This is a genomic window from Streptomyces sp. V3I7, from assembly GCF_030817495.1.
In the GTDB taxonomy this organism is placed as follows: domain Bacteria; phylum Actinomycetota; class Actinomycetes; order Streptomycetales; family Streptomycetaceae; genus Streptomyces.
In genome coordinates, this window is sequence record NZ_JAUSZK010000001.1 from 6,415,591 (window position 1) to 6,436,758 (window position 21,168).

General features: G+C 72.0%; 19 protein-coding genes and 1 pseudogene. 16 read left to right on the forward strand and 4 right to left on the reverse strand.

Annotated elements, in window-relative coordinates; translation table 11 throughout:
• Positions 1 to 872: 872 nt before the first annotated feature.
• The 14 genes from QFZ74_RS29665 (at position 873) to QFZ74_RS29730 (ending at position 17,981) form a co-directional block, all read left to right on the forward strand.
• Positions 873 to 2,861: a TOMM precursor leader peptide-binding protein gene (locus tag QFZ74_RS29665; RefSeq protein WP_307623926.1), complete on the forward strand. Its 1,989-nt coding sequence runs from the start codon at positions 873 to 875 to the stop codon at positions 2,859 to 2,861.
• 93 nt (positions 2,862 to 2,954) lie between these two features.
• Entirely contained in the window at positions 2,955 to 3,128 is a 174-nt protein-coding gene (locus tag QFZ74_RS29670) for a hypothetical protein (protein ID WP_307623927.1), read from the forward strand.
• Between the two features lie 174 nt (positions 3,129 to 3,302).
• Positions 3,303 to 5,240, forward strand: coding sequence for a TOMM precursor leader peptide-binding protein (locus QFZ74_RS29675; protein WP_307623928.1), 1,938 nt, complete (start codon positions 3,303 to 3,305; stop codon positions 5,238 to 5,240).
• A gap of 44 nt (positions 5,241 to 5,284) precedes the next feature.
• The gene (locus QFZ74_RS29680; RefSeq protein WP_307623929.1) at positions 5,285 to 6,907 is read left to right on the forward strand and encodes a SagB family peptide dehydrogenase; all 1,623 of its coding nucleotides are present in this window, start codon (positions 5,285 to 5,287) and stop codon (positions 6,905 to 6,907) included.
• A gap of 27 nt (positions 6,908 to 6,934) precedes the next feature.
• Positions 6,935 to 9,646: a lantibiotic dehydratase gene (locus tag QFZ74_RS29685; RefSeq protein WP_307623930.1), complete on the forward strand. Its 2,712-nt coding sequence runs from the start codon at positions 6,935 to 6,937 to the stop codon at positions 9,644 to 9,646.
• The gene (locus QFZ74_RS29690; protein WP_307623931.1) at positions 9,646 to 10,722 is read left to right on the forward strand and encodes a thiopeptide-type bacteriocin biosynthesis protein; all 1,077 of its coding nucleotides are present in this window, start codon (positions 9,646 to 9,648) and stop codon (positions 10,720 to 10,722) included. The genes QFZ74_RS29685 and QFZ74_RS29690 overlap by 1 nt, the downstream gene beginning before the upstream one ends.
• The gene (locus QFZ74_RS29695) at positions 10,719 to 11,978 is read left to right on the forward strand and encodes a M50 family metallopeptidase (RefSeq protein WP_307623932.1); all 1,260 of its coding nucleotides are present in this window, start codon (positions 10,719 to 10,721) and stop codon (positions 11,976 to 11,978) included. The genes QFZ74_RS29690 and QFZ74_RS29695 overlap by 4 nt, the downstream gene beginning before the upstream one ends.
• Entirely contained in the window at positions 11,971 to 12,966 is a 996-nt protein-coding gene (locus QFZ74_RS29700) for an ABC transporter ATP-binding protein (RefSeq protein WP_307623933.1), read from the forward strand. Before QFZ74_RS29695 ends, QFZ74_RS29700 begins: the two co-directional genes overlap by 8 nt.
• Positions 12,963 to 13,808 carry an ABC transporter permease gene (locus QFZ74_RS29705; RefSeq protein WP_307623934.1) on the forward strand — a complete coding sequence of 282 codons (846 nt, stop codon included), beginning with the start codon at positions 12,963 to 12,965 and terminating at the stop codon, positions 13,806 to 13,808. The genes QFZ74_RS29700 and QFZ74_RS29705 overlap by 4 nt, the downstream gene beginning before the upstream one ends.
• Before the next feature lie 99 nt (positions 13,809 to 13,907).
• A complete protein-coding gene (locus tag QFZ74_RS29710) occupies positions 13,908 to 14,549 on the forward strand; it encodes a DUF5701 family protein (protein ID WP_307623935.1) in 642 nt (213 codons plus the stop codon).
• Positions 14,550 to 14,592: 43 nt separating this feature from the next.
• Positions 14,593 to 14,778, forward strand: coding sequence for a DUF1737 domain-containing protein (locus tag QFZ74_RS29715; RefSeq protein ID WP_307623936.1), 186 nt, complete (start codon positions 14,593 to 14,595; stop codon positions 14,776 to 14,778).
• A 666-nt stretch (positions 14,779 to 15,444) separates the two neighbouring features.
• Entirely contained in the window at positions 15,445 to 16,416 is a 972-nt protein-coding gene (locus tag QFZ74_RS29720) for an asparaginase (RefSeq protein WP_307623937.1), read from the forward strand.
• 89 nt (positions 16,417 to 16,505) lie between these two features.
• Positions 16,506 to 17,273 carry a ferritin-like domain-containing protein gene (locus QFZ74_RS29725; protein ID WP_307623938.1) on the forward strand — a complete coding sequence of 256 codons (768 nt, stop codon included), beginning with the start codon at positions 16,506 to 16,508 and terminating at the stop codon, positions 17,271 to 17,273.
• Positions 17,274 to 17,339: 66 nt separating this feature from the next.
• Entirely contained in the window at positions 17,340 to 17,981 is a 642-nt protein-coding gene (locus QFZ74_RS29730; RefSeq protein ID WP_307623939.1) for a maleylpyruvate isomerase N-terminal domain-containing protein, read from the forward strand.
• Between the two features lie 35 nt (positions 17,982 to 18,016).
• Here the strand turns inward: QFZ74_RS29730 and QFZ74_RS29735 are convergent, their stop codons facing one another.
• Positions 18,017 to 18,184, reverse strand: coding sequence for a hypothetical protein (locus tag QFZ74_RS29735; RefSeq protein WP_307623940.1), 168 nt, complete (start codon positions 18,182 to 18,184; stop codon positions 18,017 to 18,019).
• A 140-nt stretch (positions 18,185 to 18,324) separates the two neighbouring features.
• On the opposite strand from QFZ74_RS29735, the gene QFZ74_RS29740 reads away from it, so the two are divergent.
• Positions 18,325 to 19,149: an SAM-dependent methyltransferase gene (locus QFZ74_RS29740; protein WP_307623941.1), complete on the forward strand. Its 825-nt coding sequence runs from the start codon at positions 18,325 to 18,327 to the stop codon at positions 19,147 to 19,149.
• A gap of 14 nt (positions 19,150 to 19,163) precedes the next feature.
• Here QFZ74_RS29740 and QFZ74_RS29745 read toward each other — a convergent pair whose 3' ends face one another.
• The gene (locus QFZ74_RS29745; protein WP_307623942.1) at positions 19,164 to 19,625 is read right to left on the reverse strand and encodes a cytidine deaminase; all 462 of its coding nucleotides are present in this window, start codon (positions 19,623 to 19,625) and stop codon (positions 19,164 to 19,166) included.
• Positions 19,626 to 19,695: 70 nt separating this feature from the next.
• On the opposite strand from QFZ74_RS29745, the pseudogene QFZ74_RS29750 reads away from it, so the two are divergent.
• Positions 19,696 to 20,283: pseudogene (locus QFZ74_RS29750) on the forward strand (MFS transporter); the annotation flags it as partial.
• Between the two features lie 21 nt (positions 20,284 to 20,304).
• Here the strand turns inward: QFZ74_RS29750 and QFZ74_RS29755 are convergent.
• Both QFZ74_RS29755 and QFZ74_RS29760 read right to left on the reverse strand, forming a co-directional pair.
• Positions 20,305 to 20,511: a sensor histidine kinase KdpD gene (locus QFZ74_RS29755; protein ID WP_307623943.1), complete on the reverse strand. Its 207-nt coding sequence runs from the start codon at positions 20,509 to 20,511 to the stop codon at positions 20,305 to 20,307.
• 272 nt (positions 20,512 to 20,783) lie between these two features.
• Positions 20,784 to 21,167, reverse strand: a complete 384-nt coding sequence (locus QFZ74_RS29760; RefSeq protein WP_307623944.1) for a CU044_2847 family protein — start codon at positions 21,165 to 21,167, stop codon at positions 20,784 to 20,786.
• Position 21,168: the final 1 nt, after the last annotated feature.

A 21,168-nucleotide genomic window follows, 5' to 3' on the forward strand; every position in this document is an offset into this window, starting at 1 on the left:
GGTCGGCCGCGGCCGGTGCGGTCGGCATCGGCGGCGCGGATCCCGCCGTCCCGCCCGTCGCGACGTACGCGGCCCACACGGCCTCACACCCCGTCACCGCCGGCGCGAGCCGTCAACTCCCCTCTGTGGCCGCCGACTTCGACCGCGGGGGCGCGCAAGTCGCAGGGGCGGAACGTTGCGGCGTGCCATGCGCCGCGCGGTGTTCCGCTCCTCACGAGAGCGAATGGTCCGACCTGTGGCGGGCGTCCACGGGTGTGTGACGCCGGTGGTCCGCCGCGCGAGAGGTGCTCCGTGAACCCGCCGGCAGGCCGGGCGACTTCACCGTCCGGCCGGCTTCGGCGCGTTTGCGACCGGAATCAGGGCGACGAAAAAGATTGTCGCGACGCATGGATACTACCGCCGGTTACACCGCGGACCCGATCCCGCCGTTTATGGTCCTCTGTCCCCCGGGCCCGTCACCGGATTTTCGGCGCAACTCCTCCGTGGCGCCCGCCAAGCGGAGATCCATTCACGGTCGGAGGGGCCTTGGAAAGCGCCGCCGGCGAGGTGGCATTTCGACACGTTCAAACAGGGTCCAACCGGGCAGCGGCCATTGAAGTTGGCACGAACCGTTGACGGAGTCGTCACAGCGGCTACACAATCCTCCCCGGTGGACGCGGGTAGCGGTGCCCCACCGTCGATATGCGCACGATCCTGCGAGGGGACATATGCAAATGATCGACAGTGCACCACTGACCGGGATAAGACCCCGCTTGCGCAACGACGTGGTTTTCCTTCGCGTCGACACCGGCATATATCTGAGAAGCTCCGAGACATCGTGTGTCCTCAAAGGCGCCGGCGCATATGAGTGGATGTCCGTCCTCGGTCCGCGAATGACGGGTGAGCACACCGTCGCGGAATTATGCGAGGGCCTGGACGACAACCGCCGCAAAACCGCCGTCGGACTGATGCGCACCCTGCTCGCCCGCGGGTTCGCCCGCGCCGTCCCCCGCCCCGACACGGGGATGCTGCCGGCCGCCGTACTGGACCGGTACGCGCCGCAGATCAACTTCGTCGAACACTTCATGCACGCGGACGAGCGGACGCCGCAGGAGCTGTTCGCCCGGTTCCGCGCCTCCCGCGTTCTCCTCAGCGGCCCGCCCGGAGGCGTCGCCGAGGCGGCCGTCCGTGGCCTGCTGCGCAACGGGCTCGCCGAGATATCCCTGGACGACACCGCGTGGGGCGACGCGTTCGAGGCCGAGGCGGCCCGGCTCTCCGGCGCGGGCGTCCCGGCACGCGTCGTCGTGCTGCCCTCGCCCCCCGCCGAACTGGCCGACTTCGACGTCGTCGTGGCGGTCGCCGACGGCTCGGGCAGCGGCACGCTAGGCGAGTTGACCCACCGACTACGTCAACTCGCCGACGGTCCACGGCTGATCCCCGTCGTGGCCGACGCCCACCGCATGGTCGTGGGGCCGGTGTCCGGCCCCGCCGAGCAGCCGTGCTGGGTGTGCGCCCAACTGCGGCTGTCCGCCAACACCGACCCGGGGCTCATGGCCGACTTCTGGCGGGGACTTGCCGTCGGCCCGACCGGGTCCGAGGCGCCGAGCGGCAGCGCGGTGGCACAGTCCATGGTCGGCAACGCGCTCGCCTTCGAGGTCTTCCGGCTGCGCACCGGCCAGTTGCAGCCGGACGACGAACGCCACGCCGTCGTACAGGACTTGACGACCCTCGAATCCCGCCGCGAACGGGTCCTGCCCCACCCCGGATGCCCCATGCGGCACACACGAGCGCTCCCCGACACGTCCGTGCGCCCGCCCGCCGACGACAGCGACGCCTACGGCCGCGCGGCCGTCCTGGTCTCCCCGGAGTTCGGCGTGCTGTCCGGCTGGACCGACGACGCGATCCGGCAGATCCCGCTCAAGACGGGCCGCGTACGGCTCGGCCCGGCCGGCTCCCTGGCCGACGGACCGCGCGAGATCGCCGGGTTCGACATCGACACGGTCCTCGTCGCCCGTACGCGCTCGGTGCAGGCGGCGGTGAGCTGCTACGTCGGCCGGCTCGGCCCCGTCGGACCGCCGGACGGAACACCCGCGGACGACGCCGAGACCGTCGCCGCCGAGCGACTCGACCTCTTCAGCGGCCTGCCTGAAGAGCAGGCGGCCGAACGGCAGTTGACCGCCGTGTCCCTGCACGACGGAACCCGCTGGCGGGTCCCCGCGGCCGCCGTCCACCCGCTCTCCCCGGCCAACTCCCGCCTGGCGTACGAGCCGAGCCCCGCCGGCGCGGCGGCCGGGTGGACGACCGAGGACGTACAGGAACGCGGGCTGTGCTCGGCGCTCGCGTACCGCGGACTCCTCCGCGCGATCCGCGGCGAGGCCCCCGCCGTCCCGCTCGGCGAGGAATGGCTGGCCGGCGACGACGAGACCGCCTTCGCACTCGGCAGCCTCAGGCCCGTCGGACGGCGCGCCCGCGTCTACGCGCTGCCCGGCGCCGCACCGAGCTGCGCCGTCCTCGCCGTCGTCGAGGACGCCGACGGCACCGACGGCACCACGGTCGACTGGGCGACCGGCTCGGCCCTCTCGGTCCGCGCCGCCGTACGCCAGGCCGTGCGGGACGCCGTCGGCCTCGCGGTCGGCCGGCACTACGAAGGCGCGCCCCTGGACCCCGGGGATCCGCTGCTGGCGGACTTCGACCCCCGGGCCCTCGCCGAGGGCGACGCCAAGACCGAATGGTCCTTCGGCCAGCCGGACATGCCGATGTCCGAGGCGCTGGAGCGACTGGACGCGGAGGGCACGCGCGCGCTGTTCGTCGACACCACGACGATCGACCTGCACGCGGTCCACGGCATGGTCACAGGAACGATCCTGCTCGCTGGTAAGTAGCGGGGCAGCGAGCTGGTCCGCGCCCCCGAGGCGCGTCACGGTTCTCGGAACACCCGTTCCGGGTGCACATCCCACCACGATGGGAGGATCACCATGTCCGCTGAGCTCAAGGACGAACTGAGCGTTCTGGAGAGCGCGACGTTCGAGATCGAGGAGATGACGGACGAGTCCGTCGAGCTGGCCTGGTCCAGCTCGTCCTGCTCCTGCTCCAGCTGCTGCTCCTGCTCCACCAGCAGCTGCTGCTCCTGCTCCACCAGCACGAGCTGACAGCCGGCCAAGAGTGAGAGACCGGGTCGGTGGACTCCTGCCACCGGCCCGGTCGTCAGGCCGGCACGTGCGGTTGCCCGGCGGACCCGTCGCCCGCGAGACGGACGGTCCCGCCGTACGACGGGGAGCCGCACACCCCCCTCTTCGAAGCGACTGGGCGGACGGATGAATGTGGTGTCGAACGCGGTGACCACCGCGGCGGTCCTGGACGAGCCCCGGGAGACCGAGGCCGTCCGCGGCTATCTGGCCGGACGTGCCGGTACCGGCGTCACGGTCGACGTCGGCGAGCTCGGCCTGCCGGCGCCCGCCGCGCCGAGCGGGGCGGGAACGGCCGAGGGACTCGTCTACCCGGTACGCCTGTACGGCCAGGCCGTGCTGCTGGGCCCCCTGCACCGCGCCGACGGCACCAGCCGGCCCTGCGGCCGCTGCCTGGAACGCCGCTGGCTGGCGCTGCGCCCCGTCGAGGAGCGCAAGCCCATCGAGGAAGGCGCCGACAGATGGGCGGCCGCTGCCTCCTCACTCACCCCCTTCGCCCTGGAACAGATCGCCCAGCTCGTCTACGCCGAGACGACGGACGCCCAACTCGCCCCAGGTGCACGGGGGATCGGCCGGATCGTCGAACTGCGGACCGGCGACCTCACGGTCAGCCGCCACGACCTGATCGCCGACTCCGAGTGCGAGCACTGCGCCACTCCGGTCCCCGACACCGCCGAGGCGGCGGCGCTGCCGCTGAACCCCCGGCCCAAGCCGGACCCGACCACCTACCGCGGCGCGTCCGCCGCCGACCTGACGCTGCCCACCGGCGGACTGGTGGGCGAGGTCTGCGGGGCGCTCGCGAGTGCCGCCCGCCGCGTCTACCAGTGCAGCGCGACCCTCCCCGTCAGCGGCTACTTCCGGGTGCGCAGCAAGTACGACTACCACGAGATGTGGTGGAGCGGTCAGTCACAGAGCTCGGCGAGCAGCGAGCGCTACGGCATGCTGGAGGGCCTGGAGCGCTACGCGGGCCAGTTCCCGCGCGCCAAGGACCCGAAGACGTACGGCAGTTACCGCGAGCTCGCGCCGGACGCCCTCGACCCGGCGTCGATGGGCGCGTACCGCCCGGAGTTCTACGCCGGGCACCACGACTACTACCAGCCCTACCACCCGGACGCCCCGACCCACTGGGTGTGGGGCTACTCCTTCGGCGAGCAGCGGCCGTTGCTCGTGCCCGAGCAGTTCGTCTTCTACCTCGACCGGCGCCCGGACCGGAAGTTCGTCCAGGAGTGCTCCAACGGCTGTGCCAGCGGCAGCAGTACCGAGGAGGCGCTGCTGCACGGCATGCTCGAACTCATCGAGCGCGACGCCTTCCTGCTGTGCTGGTACGGCTCCGCGAAGCTCCCCGAGATCGACCAGGCGACCGTCGTCGACGAGGAGGTCCAGTTCGTCCTCGACCGGGTCGCCCGACTCGGTTACCGGATGCGGCTGTTCGACATGCGCGTCGACCTTCCCGTACCCGCCGTGATGGCGGTCGCCGAGCGGCTGGACGGCGGACTGGGCCGGCTGTGCTTCGCTGCCGGCGCGAGCCTCGACCCGGTGGAGGCGGTGCGCGCGGCCATCGCCGAGACCGCCTCGTACATCCCGGGCATGGACGAACGCGTGGAGGCGAAGCTCCCCGACCTGCGCGCGATGGTCACCGACTACGACCGCGTCCACGAACTCACCCACCACGCCCTGCTCTACGGTCTCCCGGAGATGGCGTCGGTCTGCGACTTCCTGCTGGACGCGGCCCCGCCCCGGTCGATGGACGAGCTGTACGGGCCGTGGCTCGCGCAGCGCCCCGAGACCCTCGACCTGGCGGACGACGCGCGCTTCGTGATGGAGCGCCTGCGCGAGGTGGGCAGCGACGTCGTCGCCGTGGACCAGACCTGCCCCGAGCAGGACGGCACCGGCATCCGCACGCTGAGCGTCCTGGCACCGGGACTGGTGCCGATCGACTTCGGCTGGGAGCGCCAACGTGCCCTGGAACACCCCCGGTTGAAGGCCTACCTCGACGGCGCGCTCGCCGAGATCCACTCCCGTGCGGCAGGGTTCGGACCCACCGGGCTCAACCGCCGCCCGCACCCGTTCCCGTGAGCCGCCCGCCGTCCCCGTCGATCCCGGCCGAAGGAGAAGACCCCGTGTCCGACAACCGCACGCAGGTCGTCAGCGACTATGTGGAGTCGGTGTTCCGGCGCGGCCGGGAGCCGATGGAGCCGATCGGATTCACCCCCGACTGGGCGGACCAGCCCTCCCGGCACAAGACCTACCTGGGCGTACGGCGCTTCCCCCTGCCCCCGGGGGCCGATCTGATGTCGGCGGGCGTGGCCGACGTCCTCTTCGGCGAACCCCCCGCCGGACACGGACCTCCGTGGACCCTCGACTCGCTCGCCGCGCTGCTGCGCCTGTCGTACGGCGTCCTCGACCGCCGACTGCGGGTGAGCTGGAACCAGGACAGCCACGTCCGGGTGCTCTACCCGGAGGCGCTGTGGGGGAGGGGCACCGCCTCCGGGGGCGGGATGTACCCGCTGGAGGTGTACTGGGTGGCGGGACCGGGCGGCCCGCTCACCCCCGGCGTCTACCACTACTCCACCGCCCACCACGGCTTCGAGCGGCTGCTCGCCGGTGACCTCACCGACGAGGTGCGCGCGGCGTGCGGAAGGGAAGCCGGTGACGCCGACGGCTACCTCGTCGTCACCGTCCGCTTCTGGAAGAACTCCTTCAAGTACAACAGCTTCTGCTACCACGTCGTCACCCAGGACTCCGGTGCCCTGCTGGGGAGTTGGGAGCTGATCGCGCGAGGGCTCGGCAGGCGGCTGACGCGCGTGCTGTGGTTCGACGACGAGCGGCTGAACGGCCTCCTCGGGCTCGACACCGCCGAGGAGTGCGCGCTGGCCGTGGTCCCGCTGCCGTGCGCCGCGCCCGCCGAGCCCAGCGCCGACCCAGACCCCGTTCACTGCGACGGCAGCACCACCGGCCTGATCGACCGGCCGAGCTTCGAGCGGTCCGCCCGCCCGCGCACCTTCGAGCAGATCGAGCAGGTGCACCAAGCCGTCCTCGCGGACCGGCGCGCCCGCCCGGACACCGAGGTCGCGGGGAGTCTCGTACCCGTGCCGCCCGCCACCGGCGAGGACATCGAACTGCCCGAGCCGCTCACCGACCGCCTGGCACCGGACCTCGCCGCCACGATCCGCTCCCGGCGGACCAGCTTCGGCTCGTTCACCCGCTCCCGCCCGCTCGGCCTCGACGAGCTCGGCACCGTCCTGGCCGGCACCGCCTCGGCGCACCGCTACGTCGCCGACGTGGTGCCGGGCGACGTCGGGCTGACGGGACTGTACGTCCTCGCCAACCGGGTCACCGGGCTGCCGAGCGGCACGTACCGCTACGACGGCACAGGCCACCGGCTGCGCGTGGTACGGGAGATGCCGCTCGCCGAGAAGCTCCAACGCGCCTACTACCTCAGCAACTACAACCTCGAGCAGGTCGGCGCCGTCCTGGCGATCTCGGGGCGCTGGCGCAGCACCCTCGACGCCTACGGCAGCCGCGGCTACCGGGTGCTCAACTCCGAGGTGGGCGCCGTGGCGCAGACGGCCTACACGGCCGCCGCCGCGCTCGGCGTCGGCTGCGGGGCCGTCCTCGGCTTCGACAACATCGCCATCGACGAGTGGGCCGGCCTCGACGACGGCGACGAGCGCACCTTCCTCTTCGTGCTGCTCGGGCACGAACGCGCGGACAGCGCGGACTTCGACTACCGGCTGGTCTGAGAGGGCTGATCCGTGAACTCCAGCGCGATGCCATCGACGATGCCGGTCACGGCGTCGGCCGCGACGACCCCCACCGAGCACGCGAGGTGGAACCTCGTACCCAGGTTCATGCTGCGCGTGGCCGGGCTCCCCTTCGAGACCGCCGCCGCGCTGGTCTCACCGGCGAGCGCCGCCTGGGCGGACGGCGTGCTCGACGCGCGGCTGCGGCTGCGCGCGCGGGGCGCGGCGCTGGCCGACGCCCTCCAGGAACGCGTGGCCCACCACCTCGACGACCCGGCCGCGAGCCGGACGCTGATCAATCTGCGCCGTGACGTCTTCAACGCCCGCGCACCTCGCGGCCTCGCGGCCGCTGAGCCGCTGCTGCCGCCCGCCGAACTCGCCGAACTGCGCGGCTGGTTCGCCCAGCGGCAGCAGCTCGACGCGCTGCTGCGCACCGGCTCCGGCATCCTGGCCGACGACATCGCCTCCGGGCGCCGGGAGTTGCGTGGCGCGGCGACGGAGACGGACCTGCGTCACGGCATCCAGCTCTCCTCCCCGTCGCTCGACGAGTACCTCGACGGCTATCTGCACCGCGCCGACGGCCCGCTCAGCAAGAAGGAGCGGCGGATCGAGCGGTCGCTGCTGGAGTACCTGCTGCGCACCGCCTGCAAGACCAGCCCGTTCAGCACCCTGACGGCCGTCTCCGCGGGCGAGTTCACCGAAGCCGGCGGCCTTCCGCTCACCGCGTCCGTCAAGGGCTGGGACAAGCGCGGCAGCACCCGGCTGAACATCGCGGTCCTCGCCCGGCTCTCCGAACTGCTGACCGCGGATCCCGAGGTCCGCCGCGATCTGCCGGTCCGGGCCACCAGCGGGATGCAGGTGCACGGCGACCGCGTCCGCTATCTGCGCAAGCTGCGTGGCGCCGACGGCAACGCGGACGCGGCGGTCACCCTGGACGCCGTCCACGAGAGCCTGTTCTACCTGCCCAGCGGCGTCGCCCTCGCCGACGTGCTCACCCTGTTCGGCGACGACGGCACGACGACCCTGCGCTTCGGCGACGCCGTACGGCGGCTGCGCGCGCTGGACGACAGGCGCCCCGAGCCCGAAGTGGAGCGCTATCTCGCCCAGTTGCTCCGGCTCGGCCTGCTCGTCGTCCCCGACCTGCACCTCGACATCCACGACCCCGACCCGGTCGCCACCTACCGCCGCGGACTGCGGCGCCTGGGCGCGGACTGGGCCGACGACCTCGCCGCGCTCGTGGACCGCATGGGCGCGGACGTCGCCCGCTTCGCCGGAGCCGGACTGCCCCGCCGGCGTGAACTGCTGTCGCGGATCAAGGAGTCGGTGGCCGACACCCACCGCCGCCTCGGCCGCGACGACATCCCCGTCCTACGCACCCTCGTCTACGAGGACACCACCCTGCCGGGCCTCAAGGCGACCGGCGACGCCGACACCTGGGACCGGCACATCACCCCCGGGCTGGAGCAACTCACCCGGATCCTCCCGGCGTTCGACGGAAACGCCGTCCGCAGACTCGTCACCAAGGGATTCTTCCGGGCGCGCTACGGCACCGGCGGCCGCTGCGACGACTTCCTCTCCTTCGCCCACCAGTTCAACCAGGACTTCTACGACAACTACAACCAGCGCCTGATGCGCCACCAGCGCTTCGACGGCACCGAGTTCCGCACCTACGACAACTGGTTCCGCCAGGACGAGATCGCCGGCATCGACCGCGCCCGGCGCACGGTGGCCCAGGAGATGCGGCTCCGGTACGAGAGCGCCGCCGAGAGAGGCGGCGACCTGGAACTGGACGAGGACTTCCTTACCGCCGTGGAACGGGAGTTGCCGCGAGCGGAGGACCTGCGCTCGCTGTCGTTCTTCCTCCAGGTCGCCGAGAACGGCACCGAGGACCCGCTCGTCGTCGTCAACCGGATCTACTCCGGACTCACCCTGCTCTTCTCCCGGTTCGCCCACTGCCTCGACGACGGACTCACCGCCTCCCTGCGCCGCTCGCTGGCCGACGCCGTCCCCGAGGGAGCCGTCTTCGCCGAGCTCAAGGGCGGCTACGACGCGACCAACCTCAACCTGCACCCGTTCGTCACCCCGTACGAGATCGTCTGCCCCGGCGAGACCAGCTTCCGCCCGGCCCGGGAACGGATCCCGGTGGAGGATCTGATCGTCGAGCACGACCCGGCGGGCGACCGGCTGCGCCTGCGCTCCCGGCGGCTCGGCGTCGAGGTGATCCCCGTCTACCTCGGCTTCCTGCTGCCGATGGCGCTGCCCGAGCTGCAGCAGGTGCTGCTGAACTTCTCCTGCACCACCATGGTCCAGCTCGACCTGTGGGAGGGCACCGGCGTCCAGGAGGCCGCCGGCGGCGCGCTGCCCCGCGTACGGCTCGGCAACGTCGTGCTCCAGCGCCGCTCCTGGAGGTTCACCCCCGACCAGCTCCCGCCGGCGGTGGCCCGGCAGAGCGACGAGGAGTGGTTCCTGGCCTGGCGGGAGTGGCAGCGGGCCGCCGGACTGCCGCGCCATGTGTTCGCAAGCCTCGGCGGCGAACACAAGCCGCAGTACGTCGACTTCGACTCGTACATGTGCGTCCGGCTGCTGGAGACCGCGGTCCGCAAGAGTGACGCGGCGGTAGTGCTCACCGAGATGCTGCCCGGCCCCGACGACCTGTGGCTGAGAGACGGTCCGCACCGGTACGTCACCGAACTCACGGTCCAGCTCGACGGCGTCAACGGAACGGATACGGAGCGGTGATGGACGGCATGAACGGCAAACGAGACACGCACGACGGTGGCTGCGTCGAGGCGGATCCGGGCGACGACGACCACTGGATCAGCCTGCACGTCTTCTACGCCGCGAACGCCAACCCGGTGCTCGTGCACTGCGTGCGGCCGCTCGTGGCCCACTTGAGCGAACAGGGCCTGCTGCGCTCCTGGTTCTTCATCCGCTACTGGCTGGATGGCCCGCACATCCGGGTGCGCCTGCTGCCCGCCGACGCCTCGGCGGCCGCCGAGGTCGAACGCACCGCCCGGCAGGCCCTTCAGGACTACCTGCGCGTGCGCCCCGCCCTCTACGAGGAGGACCGCAACGCCAGCGGCGACCTGTACAAGAACATGTTCCTCGCCGAGTACAGCGAGGAGCGGTGGGACGAACTCTACGGCGCCGAAGGGGAGATGCCCTTCAGGGACAACAACAGCGTCGCCGCCCTCGCCTACGAACGTGAACTGGACCGCTACGGAGGCCCCGCCGGCATGGAACTGGCCGAGTGGCACTTCCGGCACTCCAGCGAGACGGTGATCACGCTGCTGGAGACCACCAACGTCCACGTCCGCACCGTCCTGCTCGGCCAGGCCGCCCAGTTGACGGCCGGACTCTGCTTCACCCTGCTGCCCGACGAGGAGGCGGTGACCCGCTTCCTCCAGCGCTACCGCACCATGTGGGAGACGTCGTACCAGGAGCCCAGCGACGCCCAGCACGAGCGCTTCGACCGCAGCTACGCCCGCATGAAGGACCGCCTGGTCCCGCGCCTGAGGCACGTGCGCGACAGCGCCCGCGGCGATACGGCCGCCTCACCCACCCCGCTGGAGCGGTCCTGGCTCGCCCACTGCGCCGAACTGCGCGACCGCGTCCTGAAGTCGGCCGACGACGGACTCCTGTGCTTCCGCGACGGCGCCGTACCGGAGCCGCAGGACGCCCTCGCCATCGTGCTCAGCTCCTACGTCCACATGACCAACAACCGCCTCGGCGTGAGCATCCTCGACGAGATCTACCTCTCCTACGTCCTGTGCAAGGCGCTGACCGACCTGGCCCCACAAGAGGCGCTGCGGTGACCGGGACGGCCAACGGGGCCGACACGTCGTACGACCGGCCCCGCCTGCGGCCCGACGTCGTCCTCGGTCCCGCCCTGCGCTCCGGCCCGAAGACCGTGCACCACGTCAAGGACGCGCGCACCGGCTGCTACTACCGCGTCGGCCCCCGCGAGTACTTCGTCATGGGCCTGATGGACGGCAGCCACACCCTCGACGACATCGGCCGCAAGTACACCGACACCTACGAGCGCCGGCTCGGCCCCGCGCACTGGCAGCAGATGTTCACCATGCTCGGCCGCTACCAGCTCCTCGACGGCCACACCGACGACGCCGTCCTCGACAAGCTCCGGCAGGCGCACGAGTCCCAACAGGCCGCGCGGCAGGGCCTGTTGCGCCGCCGCTGGGTGATCCTGCGCCCCGACCGCCTGTGCGCCGCCCTCGCCGCACGACTCGCGTTCGCCTTCCACCCCGCCTTCCTCGTCCCGGCGTTCCTCCTGCTCGCCGCCGTCCAGGTCTTCGTCTGGACGCACCTCGGTACCCTCAGCCAGGAGGCGACGCACCAGCGGTCCTGGGCGATCACCCTGCCCCTGTCGATGACGCTGCTCTGGGGCATCACCGTGCTGCACGAACTCGCCCACGGCGTGACCTGCCGCCACTTCGGCGGCACCGTCACCGAGATCGGACTGAGCTGGCGCTTCCCGATGCTCACCCCCTACTGCCGCACCGACGACATCATGCTGTTCCACCGGCGCAGGGCCCGCGTGGGCACCGCCTTCGCCGGCGTCTTCGTCAGCCTGCTCGCCCTCGTCCCGGTGCTGGCCTGGTGGTATCTCGCCGGCGACGGCGGGATCGGCAGGCCGCCCGCGGCCGGACTCCTGCTGTTCGGCAGCGGCGCGGCCGTGATCAACCTGCTGCCGGTCCTGCGCTCGGACGGATACATGATGCTCACCCACGCGCTGGACATCGCCGACCTGCGCCGCGAGTCCTACCGCTTCTGGCGCCTGCGCCTGCGCCGCCGCGACCCCGCCGCCCGCGAACGGCTCGACGCCTACCCGCCCCGCGACGCCCGCGCCTACGCGCTCTACGGCGTCACCTCGCTGCTCCTGCTCCTGCTCGCCTACGGCGGACTGATGTGGGTCTGGTTCAGCACCCTGCGGCGCTGGGTAGGGCCGGTGTGGGCGGTGGTGATCCTCGCCGCGGAGACCGCCCTGGTGGCGGCCATCCTGTCCCTGGCCGCACGCGGCCGCGACGCAGAACGGCGGACCGCCGATGCCTGAACGCACCGACACGAGCGAACGCACCGACACGAGCAGCACCGACAACAGCGACGACTTGGTGATCCGCACCAGCGGACTCACCAAGAAGTACGCACCCGACACCGGCGTCTTCGACCTCGCCCTGCGGGTGCGCCGCGGCGAGGTCTACGGCTTCCTCGGCCCCAACGGCTCCGGCAAGAGCACCACCATGCGCATGCTGGTCGGACTCATCCGCCCCACCTCCGGCACCGCCACCGTCCTCGGCCACCCGGCCGGGACCCGCCCCAGCCTGCGCGGAGTCGGCGCCCTCATCGAGGCCCCGGCCCTCTACCCGCACCTCTCCGGGCGGGACAACCTGCGCGTCCTCGCCGGATACGCCTGCGTACCCGCCGCCCGCGTCGGCGAGACGCTGGCGGAGGTGGGCCTGACCGCCAAGGCCGACGTCGCCTTCCGCGCGTACTCCCTCGGCATGAAACAGCGCCTCGCCGTCGCCGCCGCCCTGCTCAAGGACCCCGAACTGCTCATCCTCGACGAGCCGACCAACGGCCTCGACCCCGAGGGCATGGCGAGCATGCGCGACCTCATCGACAGCCTGCGCCGCGCCCACCGCACCGTCCTGCTCTCCAGCCACCTCCTGTCCGAGGTGGAGCACCTCTGCGACCGCGTGGGGGTGATCCGCCGGGGCCGGCTGATCGCCGAGGGCACCGTCGCCGAGCTGCGCCGCAACGTCGGCGAGAGCGGACTGGCGCTGAGCGTGGACGCGCCCGAGCGCGCCGCCGAGCTCCTGCGGACGCTGCCGGAGGTCCGCTCGGCGACGGTCGTCGACGGACAGCTGCGCGTGGGCGCCGACCCGCGCGAGGCCGCCGCCGTCAACCGGTATCTCGTGGTGAACGGCGTCCAGGTCAGCGAACTGCGCAGGAACGTCCTCTCCCTGGAGGACGTGTTCCTCGACCTGGTCGAGGACGAACGGCCGGCCGGGACGGAACCCGTGGAGGTGATGGGCGGTTGAACGGCGTCCTTCAGGCAGAGCTGCTGGCGACCCGCAAGCGTCCCGGCGTGTGGATCGTCGGCGGGGCCTGGGCCGGGCTCGCGGTGGCGTTCGGCATGGTGGTGCCGTACATCGTCTGGCTGGCCGTCAGGAACCACCCGACCGGCTCCTCCGGCGACCCCGAGAAGCTGATCAGCGGCCTGCTCCCGGACAGGTTCCTGTCCGGCACCGTGGACCTGTACCCGATGTTCGGCAGCGCCCTGATGCTGATCCTCGGCGCGGTCCTCGTCGGCGGCGAGTACCGCTGGGAGACCTGGGGCACCCTGCTGGTCCAGGGCCCCGGCCGCGGCAGCGCCGTCCTCGGCAAGGCCGCCGCGACCGCGGTGGCTGTCCTGTGCATCACCGTGCTCGTGCTCGCCGCGAGCGCCGGGGCGAGCGCCCTCGTCGCCGCGGTCACCGGCCGGTCCGCGCCCTGGCCGGACGCGGCGACCCTGCTCGGCGGCGTCGGCGCCGTCTGGCTGATCAGCATGGCCGCGGCCAGTGTCGGCATCCTCCTGTCGATCCTGCTGCGCGGTACCGGACCCGCCATCGGCGTCGGCCTGCTGTGGCTGCTCGCCGTGGAGAACCTGGTCACCGGGCTCGCGGGCACCCTGCCCGCGCTGAAGGGCGTCCAGCGGCTGCTGATCGGCCCGAGCGCGGGCTCCCTCGCCACGGCCCTCGACCCGTCGGGCAAGCCCAACGCCTCGGTCCCCGGGGTCGTTTCGGTCTCCGGCCCGCTGACGGCGAGCCTGGTGCTCGCGGCGTACGTCGTGGTGTGCCTCGCGGTGTCCTCCGCGCTCGTCTCGCGCCGCGACGTGAGCTGAGGGTCCGGCCGGCAGGGCACGCGTAACACTCCTGGCGCGCGCCGCGATGTGCGCACCGTCGGTCCGGACCGGGCCGACGCCACACCACCAGGAGGTCACATGCCGGCCGCGACGCGGACCCTGCCGCCCCTCGGCGACCAAGCGGACCGACTGATCGAACTCGGCGTCCACGAGAGCGCCGGCCTACGCCCCACCGAACTGCGCTCCCTGGCCGCGGGCGCCGGAACCCGCGAGGGCCTCCTCGTGATCCACCCGGACCGGGCCCCGGCGTCGGCCCTCGCACCCCTGCTCCGACACCAGGACAAGCCCGGCTTCGTCGTGGAGGACATGACCGACGTCGACGACTTCGCGCCCCTCGACACCGTCAAGGTCCCCGAGGACCCGGCGTACGTGCTTCAGGACGTGGACCGCGGCGACGAGATGGCCGACTGGAGCCCCGACGAGGCCCTGCCCGCCCTCACCGGCGCGGGCCGGACCCCGCTGCTCCTGACGGAGGGCATCCACTGGCTCCTCCAGCGCCCCGACGTCCTCGAACGGGGCCACTGCTTCATGACCATCGGCTCGCGCGTACGCAAGCCCGACGGCACTCTCGACGCCCGTACCCCCGCGCTCTGGATCAGCAACGGCACCGGACGCGACGGCCGCGAGCGCCGCAACGCCCCCAAGGTCGGCTGGTGTTGGGCCGGCAACCGGCACACCTGGCTCGGCTTCGCCTCGGCGGCCGCGCGCTGCGCCCTGTGACCCGACGGCCGGGCCGCCGGGCCGGCCTGAGATCCTTGCACCCATGATCACACCACCGGACGGCCTGCCCGTCTATCGCGTCCTGACCGGCCCGGACGACGCCGCGTTCTGCCGCCGCGTGAGCGAAGCCCTCGCCCTCGGCTACGAACTGCACCAAGGCCCGTCCGTCACCTTCGACGGCGACCGGGTCATCGTCGCCCAGGCCGTGCTCTGGCCGTCGGCGGGGTAGTGGGCGCAGGTCAGGCGGCGGCCGCGATGCATGCACTCGATCGGGCCGCTTTCCGTCAACGGCGGCCAGTGGAAGGCCGACTACTGCTCGCCGTGCGGACCATCCGTCGGTGAAGGACCCGGGCACCCTGCCACGACTGGGCGCCCGGGCCGGCTCGCGTGCACGAGCGGGGTCAGCACGGGGAGCCGCTCCTGCTCCTGCACGCCGGGGCCCGCCGGCCTCCCCCAAGAGGTTGGGCCCCAAGACCCGCATGATCGGGTCACTCCTTCCAGCGTCGGCGGCGGCAGGAGTGTCACAGGGGAGATGAAAGGCCATATCAGGCCCGGTGGAGGCGTACTCCCGGCCTACAAACGCCCCAGGGCCCAACTCCCGGGAATCCGGGGGCTGGGCCCTGTCTCGAGCGCCGGGCAGGCCTTGCACCTGCATTTCCCCGCAGGAAGCGGGGCGTCTTTCCTTGGACCACCGACGCACTGCGCACCGTCCGCTCCTCGAGCGGCGGCGTGCTCAAGATCCACCGTAGCGCATTCCGGCGCTCCGATGAAGCCGGCAGGTCATCGGGCCGGTTCGCGGCCGCAAGTCCCGCGTGCGATCAGCGCGTTCGCCGTAAGGTGTCCGCGCGCCGCGCCGCTCGGCGTGTCGCATCGGGCGAGTCCTGGGGGAGTACGGATGCGGGTGGCACTCTTCGCGCTGGGCGGGACGATCTCGGTCACCGGCGGCGAACCCCGGCTGACCGGCGAGCAGATCGTGGCCGCGGTGCCGGGGCTGGAGCGCGTCGGGGCGCGCATCGACGTCCAGGACGCCGAGGCGGTGCCCAGTTCCGGGCTGACGTTCGTGAAGGTGCTGGAGGTCGTGGACGCGGCGTCGCGCGCGGTCGCCGACGGCGCCACGGGAGCCGTCGTCCTCCAGGGCACGGACACCCTCGAAGAGACGGCGTTCCTGGCCGACTTGGTCTGGCCGCACCCCCAACCCCTCGTCCTGACCGGCGCGATGCGCAACGCCTCGCTGGCCGGCGCCGACGGAGCCGCCAACGTCCTGGCGGCGGTGCGTGTCGCCTGCGCCCCCGAGGCCCGCGGGCTGGGCGCGCTGGTGGTCTTCAACGACCAGGTTCACGCCGCCCGTTGGGTCCGCAAGACCCACAGCACGAGCACCGCGACGTTCGTCTCGCCCAACACCGGCCCCCTCGGTCACGTCGTGGAGGACCGCGTACGGGTCCTGGCCGCACCCCCGCGCCTCGACCCGCTGCCCTACCGGCCCACCCCCGCTCAGCTCGCGGCCACCCGCGTGGGCGTCTACACGGCGGTACTGGACGAGGAGGACACGGTCGTCGACGACGCGGCGCGCGGCTGCCAGGGGCTGGTGGTCGCCGGGTTCGGCGCCGGCCACGTCGCCGGCGCCCTCGCACCGCGCCTCGGCGCCCTGACCGACCGCATCCCCGTCGTCCTGACCTCCCGCACCGGCAGCGGTTCCGTCCTGCGCGCCACGTACCGCTCACCCGGCTCGGAGAGCGACCTGCTCTCCCGCGGCCTCATCGACGCGGGGATGCTCGACCCGTGGAAGGCACGCGTCCTGCTGCGCCTGCTTCTCGCCGGAGGTGCCGGGCGGGACGAGATCGCCGCCGCCTTCTCCCGATGGGGCTGAGCCAAGCCGAGCCGAACGGAACTGTTCGCCGCCCGCTGACGTGATTGCTCTCCAGGACGCGACAACCGCGTTCCGGAGGGGGTGTCCGTATGCGCACGGATGCGAAGGCGGCATCGGGTACGGCTGACACGACCATTGAATTCGCCAAGTGGGTAAGGCATTTCGAGGAGGAGCGCGAGCGCGGAGAGGCCCAGGGCGACCCGGACTGGGCGCAGCGCGCCACGCTTCCCCCGACCGTCTGGGCCAGCATCCAGCGCTTCCAGGTCGGCGAGGACGGCGACGGCGCCAACCTCGTCGGCAAGGCGGACGAGGCCGGCGACGCCGCCTACGCGCAGGCCGTCCGCCTCTTCGTCGCCGAGGAGCAGAACCACGCCCGCCTGCTGGCACTCCTGCTGAGCGCGGGCGGCATGCCGACGCTGGGCGGCCACTGGAGCGACACCGTCTTCGTACGGCTGCGGCGCCTCATGGGCCTGCGCCTGGAGCTCCTGGTGCTGATGATCGCGGAAGTGGTGGCGCTGCGGTACTACCGCGCCCTGCGCGACGGCACCGGCGACGCGCTCACGAGCGAGGTCGCCGGACGGATCCTGGCCGACGAGCAGCGTCATGTCCCCTTCCACTGCGAGCGGTTGCACGCCTCCATGGCCGAGCTGCCCCGCATCACCCGCCGACCGGTGCTGGCTCTGTGGCGCGTCCTGCTGCTCGCGGCCTGTCTCGTGGTCACCGCGGACCACGGCTCCGCCCTGCGCCGGCTCGGTGTGGGCCGCCTGCGTTTCGCGGCCGACGTCATGGCCTCGTCCCGCGCGGTGGTCACGGCGATACGCACGCCCCGGCCGGACGCCTGGGGGAGCGTGGGCTGACGGTGTTGCGCCGAAAGGCGGTAGGAAGGAACAGGTGACAGTTCTGGAGCAGGAGACGGGGGACGAATGAGCCTGAAGAACGCCTACCTGGACGTAGCGGCCCGGGCGGTGAACCTGCTGGACACCTCCGAGGTGGCCGCGGCCTGGGATCGCCCGAGCGCCCTGCCCGAGTGGAACGTCAGCGGTCTGTCGGGCCACCTCGCGTACCAGATCCTCAGCGTGACCCCGGCCCTCCGACAACCCGCCTCCGATGAAGAGGCGAAGCCGGTCCCCGTCCTGGAGCACTACACACGCGCCGTCTGGATCGACGCGCCACTGGACGGCGAGGTCAACTCCGGAATCCGAGCCAAGGGCGAGGCACTCTCCGTGGAGGGAGTGGGCCCCCTCATCGACCAACTCCGCACCACCCTCGAAGCCCAACGCCCCCGCCTGGCCGAACTCCCCTCCAACCATGTGGTGTTCATGCCCCAGACAGGCTGGTCCCTGACCCTGGACGACTTCCTGCTCACACGCATGGTGGAACTGGCAGTCCACCTGGAAGACCTCGCGTCCAGCACCGCAATGACCCCACCGGAACTCCCCGAGGCCGCCTTCGCCCCAGTCCTGACGGTCCTGACGTCCCTCGCCGCCCGACGCCACGGCCAAGCAGCCCTGCTGAGAACACTGACCCGCACGGAGCGAGCACCGGGCGCGATCAACGTGTTCTGAGGACGGTGGCGTTGGTGACCAGCGAAGCCGCGTCGCTACAGCGACGTCTGCAACGTCACGGACCGGGGCGCGAAACCGTTCCGCTCGTAGAACCGCGTGTCCTCCGTCACGATCCTGCTCGTGCTGCTCCAGGCCGGCGCCGCCATGACCTCCACCTGGCTCGTGTGACCGGCCTCGGCCGCGGCCCTCGTGTCCTTCCTCACCGGTGGAAGCCCTGCCGTACGAACAACCAGCGACCGGCCCCGCCGAAGCTGTAGGCATGGTCAACTAGCCTGGGTACGTTGTCCGTTGCGTCATCCAGCGCACTGCATCGCACCGCACCGCACAGCCTCAGGAGCGTCCCATGACGACGAACGAACCGCTCAGCCGGACCGGACAGAGCTCCGGTCACTTGGTCGGGACCGGCGTTCCGCACTCGCCGCGGATCTGGAACTACTGGCTCGGCGGCAAGGACAACTACGTGGTCGACCGCGAGGTCGGTGACCAGTTCAGCGCCATCTACCCGGACATCGTGGCCGTGGCACGCCAGTCGCGGGCGTTCCTGCAGCGGGCGGTGACCCACCTGACGGGCACGGTCGGCGTCCGCCAGTTCCTCGACATCGGCACCGGCCTCCCCACCGCCGACAACACGCACCAGGTCGCCCAGCGGGTGGCGCCTGAGGCTCGCGTCGTCTACGTCGACAACGACCCGATCGTGCTGGCGCACGCGCGCGCCCTGCTCACCGGCAGCACCGAGGGCACCACCCAGTACATCGACGCGGACCTGCGGGAACCGGAGGCCATCATCGCCGCGGCCCGCGAACTGCTGGACTTCGACCAGCCGATCGCCCTGATGCTGCTGAACATCCTGGGCCACATCGAGGACACCTCCGAGGCCCGCTCGATCGTCAAGCGGCTGGTCGACGCCCTGCCTGCGGGCAGCTACCTCGTCACGGCCGACGGCACCAACGTCATCACCGGCGAAGTGTTCGAGCAGGCGATCGACCTGTGGAACCAGAACGGCAAGCCCACGTACCACCTGCGCGACACGGACGCCCTCGCGCAGTTCCACGAGGGTCTCGAACTCCTGGAGCCCGGCATCGTCTCGTGCCCGCGCTGGCGTCCCGAGGACGGCACTCCGGCCGCGCCCGACGTGGACGAGTTCTGCGCCGTCAGCCGCAAGCCGTAACCCCGGCCGGTGCGTCAGTCGGCCCGGGCGTCGGACGGTGAACTCCCCGGTGTCCGGGCCGCGTTGTCGGCGTCGAGCTGGTGGTCGGCCCAGACGTAGCTCTCGGGCAGCAAGTCCGCGATGAGGACGGTCAGGACGCGGCCCTCGTCCCCGACGATGACCTTGACGTCGGGGAAGTAGTCGAGCAGGACCTGACGGCACCGGCCGCACGGAGGGACGACCCCGCGGTCGCGGTCGCCCACCGCGACGATCGTGTCGATCGAGTAGACGCCCTGGGCGGCTGCCGCACCGATCAGGACCAGCTCGGCGCACGGCCCTCCCGTGAAGTGGTAGGCGTTCACCGCGGTGACGATCCGGCCGTCCTGGGCGCGGGCCGCGGCTGCCATGGTGTGGTTGTCGCCCCTGCAGCGCGTACGGGCGACGTGGGCCGCCGCCTCGATGAGTTCGTGGTCGACGGGATAGGGCTGCGTGGTCATCTTCTCCGCCTTCGTCAGATGTCGGGCGAGGCGACGTTGACCCGGGCGACGCCGATGCGCAAGCGAATATCGGCGGGCTGCCGACCCGGTCTTCCTCGCCCCGACGGCCGCGCTGGCGGCGGCGACCGCGGCCCTGTCGGCCGGAGTCGGCTTCCTCCCGGTCTCGGGCCGGGACGCCGGGCTCGGCACGGTCGCCACCGGTGCGGCGGTGTCGGTGCTCGCCGGCTGCGCCGCTGTCGTCCAGCCGACAGCCGGGCGCACGCTGGACGACGGACGGCTCACCACGCGCTCCGGCCTGGCCGCCGGGCTGCTGGTCACCGCCGCCGGGCTGGGCTTCGCGATGCTGCCCGGTCTGACCGGCATCCTCCTCGGCGCCGCCCTCATCGGCGTCGGCACCGGGCTGATCACCCCGCTCGGCTTCGCCGCCCTGGCCACCGGCACGCCCACGGAGCGCCTCGGCCAGACCATGGGCGCCGCCGAACTCGGCCGCGAACTCGGCGACGCGGGCGGCCCCCTCCTCGTCGCCACCATCGCCTCGCTCACCACACTCACGTACGGCTTCGGTGTGCTCGCCGCGCTGATCGGGGCGGGCGCGGTGGTCGCGTACGTCCATCGGCGCCCGGTGGTGGCGGTGCCGCCACCCGGGGCGGAGCAGTGAACCGGGACCCCCGTCCATCGATCAGCCGGGCAGATCGAGCGTGACCGCGGTGCCGTCGCCGGTGTTCTCGGCGCGCGCGGTGCCGCCGTGGGCGATGACGACGGCCCGGACGAAGGCCAGACCCAGGCCGGAGCCCTCGCTGGTGCGGCTCGCCTCGGCGCGGGCGAAGCGGTCGAACGCGCGAGGCCGGAACTCCGGCGGGAAACCGGGCCTGGCCAAGGTACTCACGGACTGGTGGACCGCCCGCCGAAGTGGCTGCTCCGAGGGCGTGTAGCGCCGCCGATGTTTCGCCAGGAGGAACAGGCGGCCGACTCGGCCGCGTTCGCCGACTGCGGGAACTGAAGACACGCTCACGTGATAGCCAATGACGGACGCGTCCGTGAGGTGCTCCGCATGCTGACGAGGCCGCCTGCTGCCAGGCCGACGAAAACCGGCACTGCCCCCGATCGACCAAGAAGCCGAACCGATGGCCCGTGCTTAAAGCAACCGCATTGGCGGCCTCAGGCCCCCGACGAGCCCCCGCCGGAACCGTCATCCCCCGCCGCGGAATCACCCCCAGTCACAGAACCATCCCCCGCCCCACGCCACTGCAACGAAATCTCCAGATGCACCCCGGCCTTCGTACTCGCGATGACCGCCCCCAACTTGCTGTCCAGTTGCACCCCGAACTTCACCTGAACCTCGTCGGGCCTCCGGGCTTGCGCCCGGATCGTGCTCATCACCTCCTGGGCGGTGGCGGCGATCGGCGCGAGTGCCTGCTGAAGGGAGCGCGCCGCGTCCTGCACATGGTCGCTCATCCCGACCAACTGGTCGCCGGCCCGGCCCGGCGGGGCGACGAGGACGGAGGTGCCGTCGGAAAGGGTGAACCGCACGATGTCTGCCATG

What these genes read in the sequence shown, in the direction of transcription:
- QFZ74_RS29665 (WP_307623926.1), top strand. Translation starts at nt 873, where the DNA reads ATGACGGGTGAGCACACCGTCGCGGAATTATGCGAGGGCCTGGACGAC.
- QFZ74_RS29670 (WP_307623927.1), top strand. Translation starts at nt 2,955, where the DNA reads ATGTCCGCTGAGCTCAAGGACGAACTGAGCGTTCTGGAGAGCGCGACG.
- QFZ74_RS29685 (WP_307623930.1), top strand. Translation starts at nt 6,935, where the DNA reads ATGCCATCGACGATGCCGGTCACGGCGTCGGCCGCGACGACCCCCACC.
- QFZ74_RS29690 (WP_307623931.1), top strand. Translation starts at nt 9,646, where the DNA reads ATGGACGGCATGAACGGCAAACGAGACACGCACGACGGTGGCTGCGTC.
- QFZ74_RS29700 (WP_307623933.1), top strand. Translation starts at nt 11,971, where the DNA reads ATGCCTGAACGCACCGACACGAGCGAACGCACCGACACGAGCAGCACC.
- QFZ74_RS29710 (WP_307623935.1), top strand. Translation starts at nt 13,908, where the DNA reads ATGCCGGCCGCGACGCGGACCCTGCCGCCCCTCGGCGACCAAGCGGAC.
- QFZ74_RS29715 (WP_307623936.1), top strand. Translation starts at nt 14,593, where the DNA reads ATGATCACACCACCGGACGGCCTGCCCGTCTATCGCGTCCTGACCGGC.
- QFZ74_RS29720 (WP_307623937.1), top strand. Translation starts at nt 15,445, where the DNA reads ATGCGGGTGGCACTCTTCGCGCTGGGCGGGACGATCTCGGTCACCGGC.
- QFZ74_RS29725 (WP_307623938.1), top strand. Translation starts at nt 16,506, where the DNA reads ATGCGCACGGATGCGAAGGCGGCATCGGGTACGGCTGACACGACCATT.
- QFZ74_RS29730 (WP_307623939.1), top strand. Translation starts at nt 17,340, where the DNA reads ATGAGCCTGAAGAACGCCTACCTGGACGTAGCGGCCCGGGCGGTGAAC.
- QFZ74_RS29740 (WP_307623941.1), top strand. Translation starts at nt 18,325, where the DNA reads ATGACGACGAACGAACCGCTCAGCCGGACCGGACAGAGCTCCGGTCAC.
- QFZ74_RS29745 (WP_307623942.1), bottom strand. Translation starts at nt 19,625, where the DNA reads ATGACCACGCAGCCCTATCCCGTCGACCACGAACTCATCGAGGCGGCG.
- QFZ74_RS29760 (WP_307623944.1), bottom strand. Translation starts at nt 21,167, where the DNA reads ATGGCAGACATCGTGCGGTTCACCCTTTCCGACGGCACCTCCGTCCTC.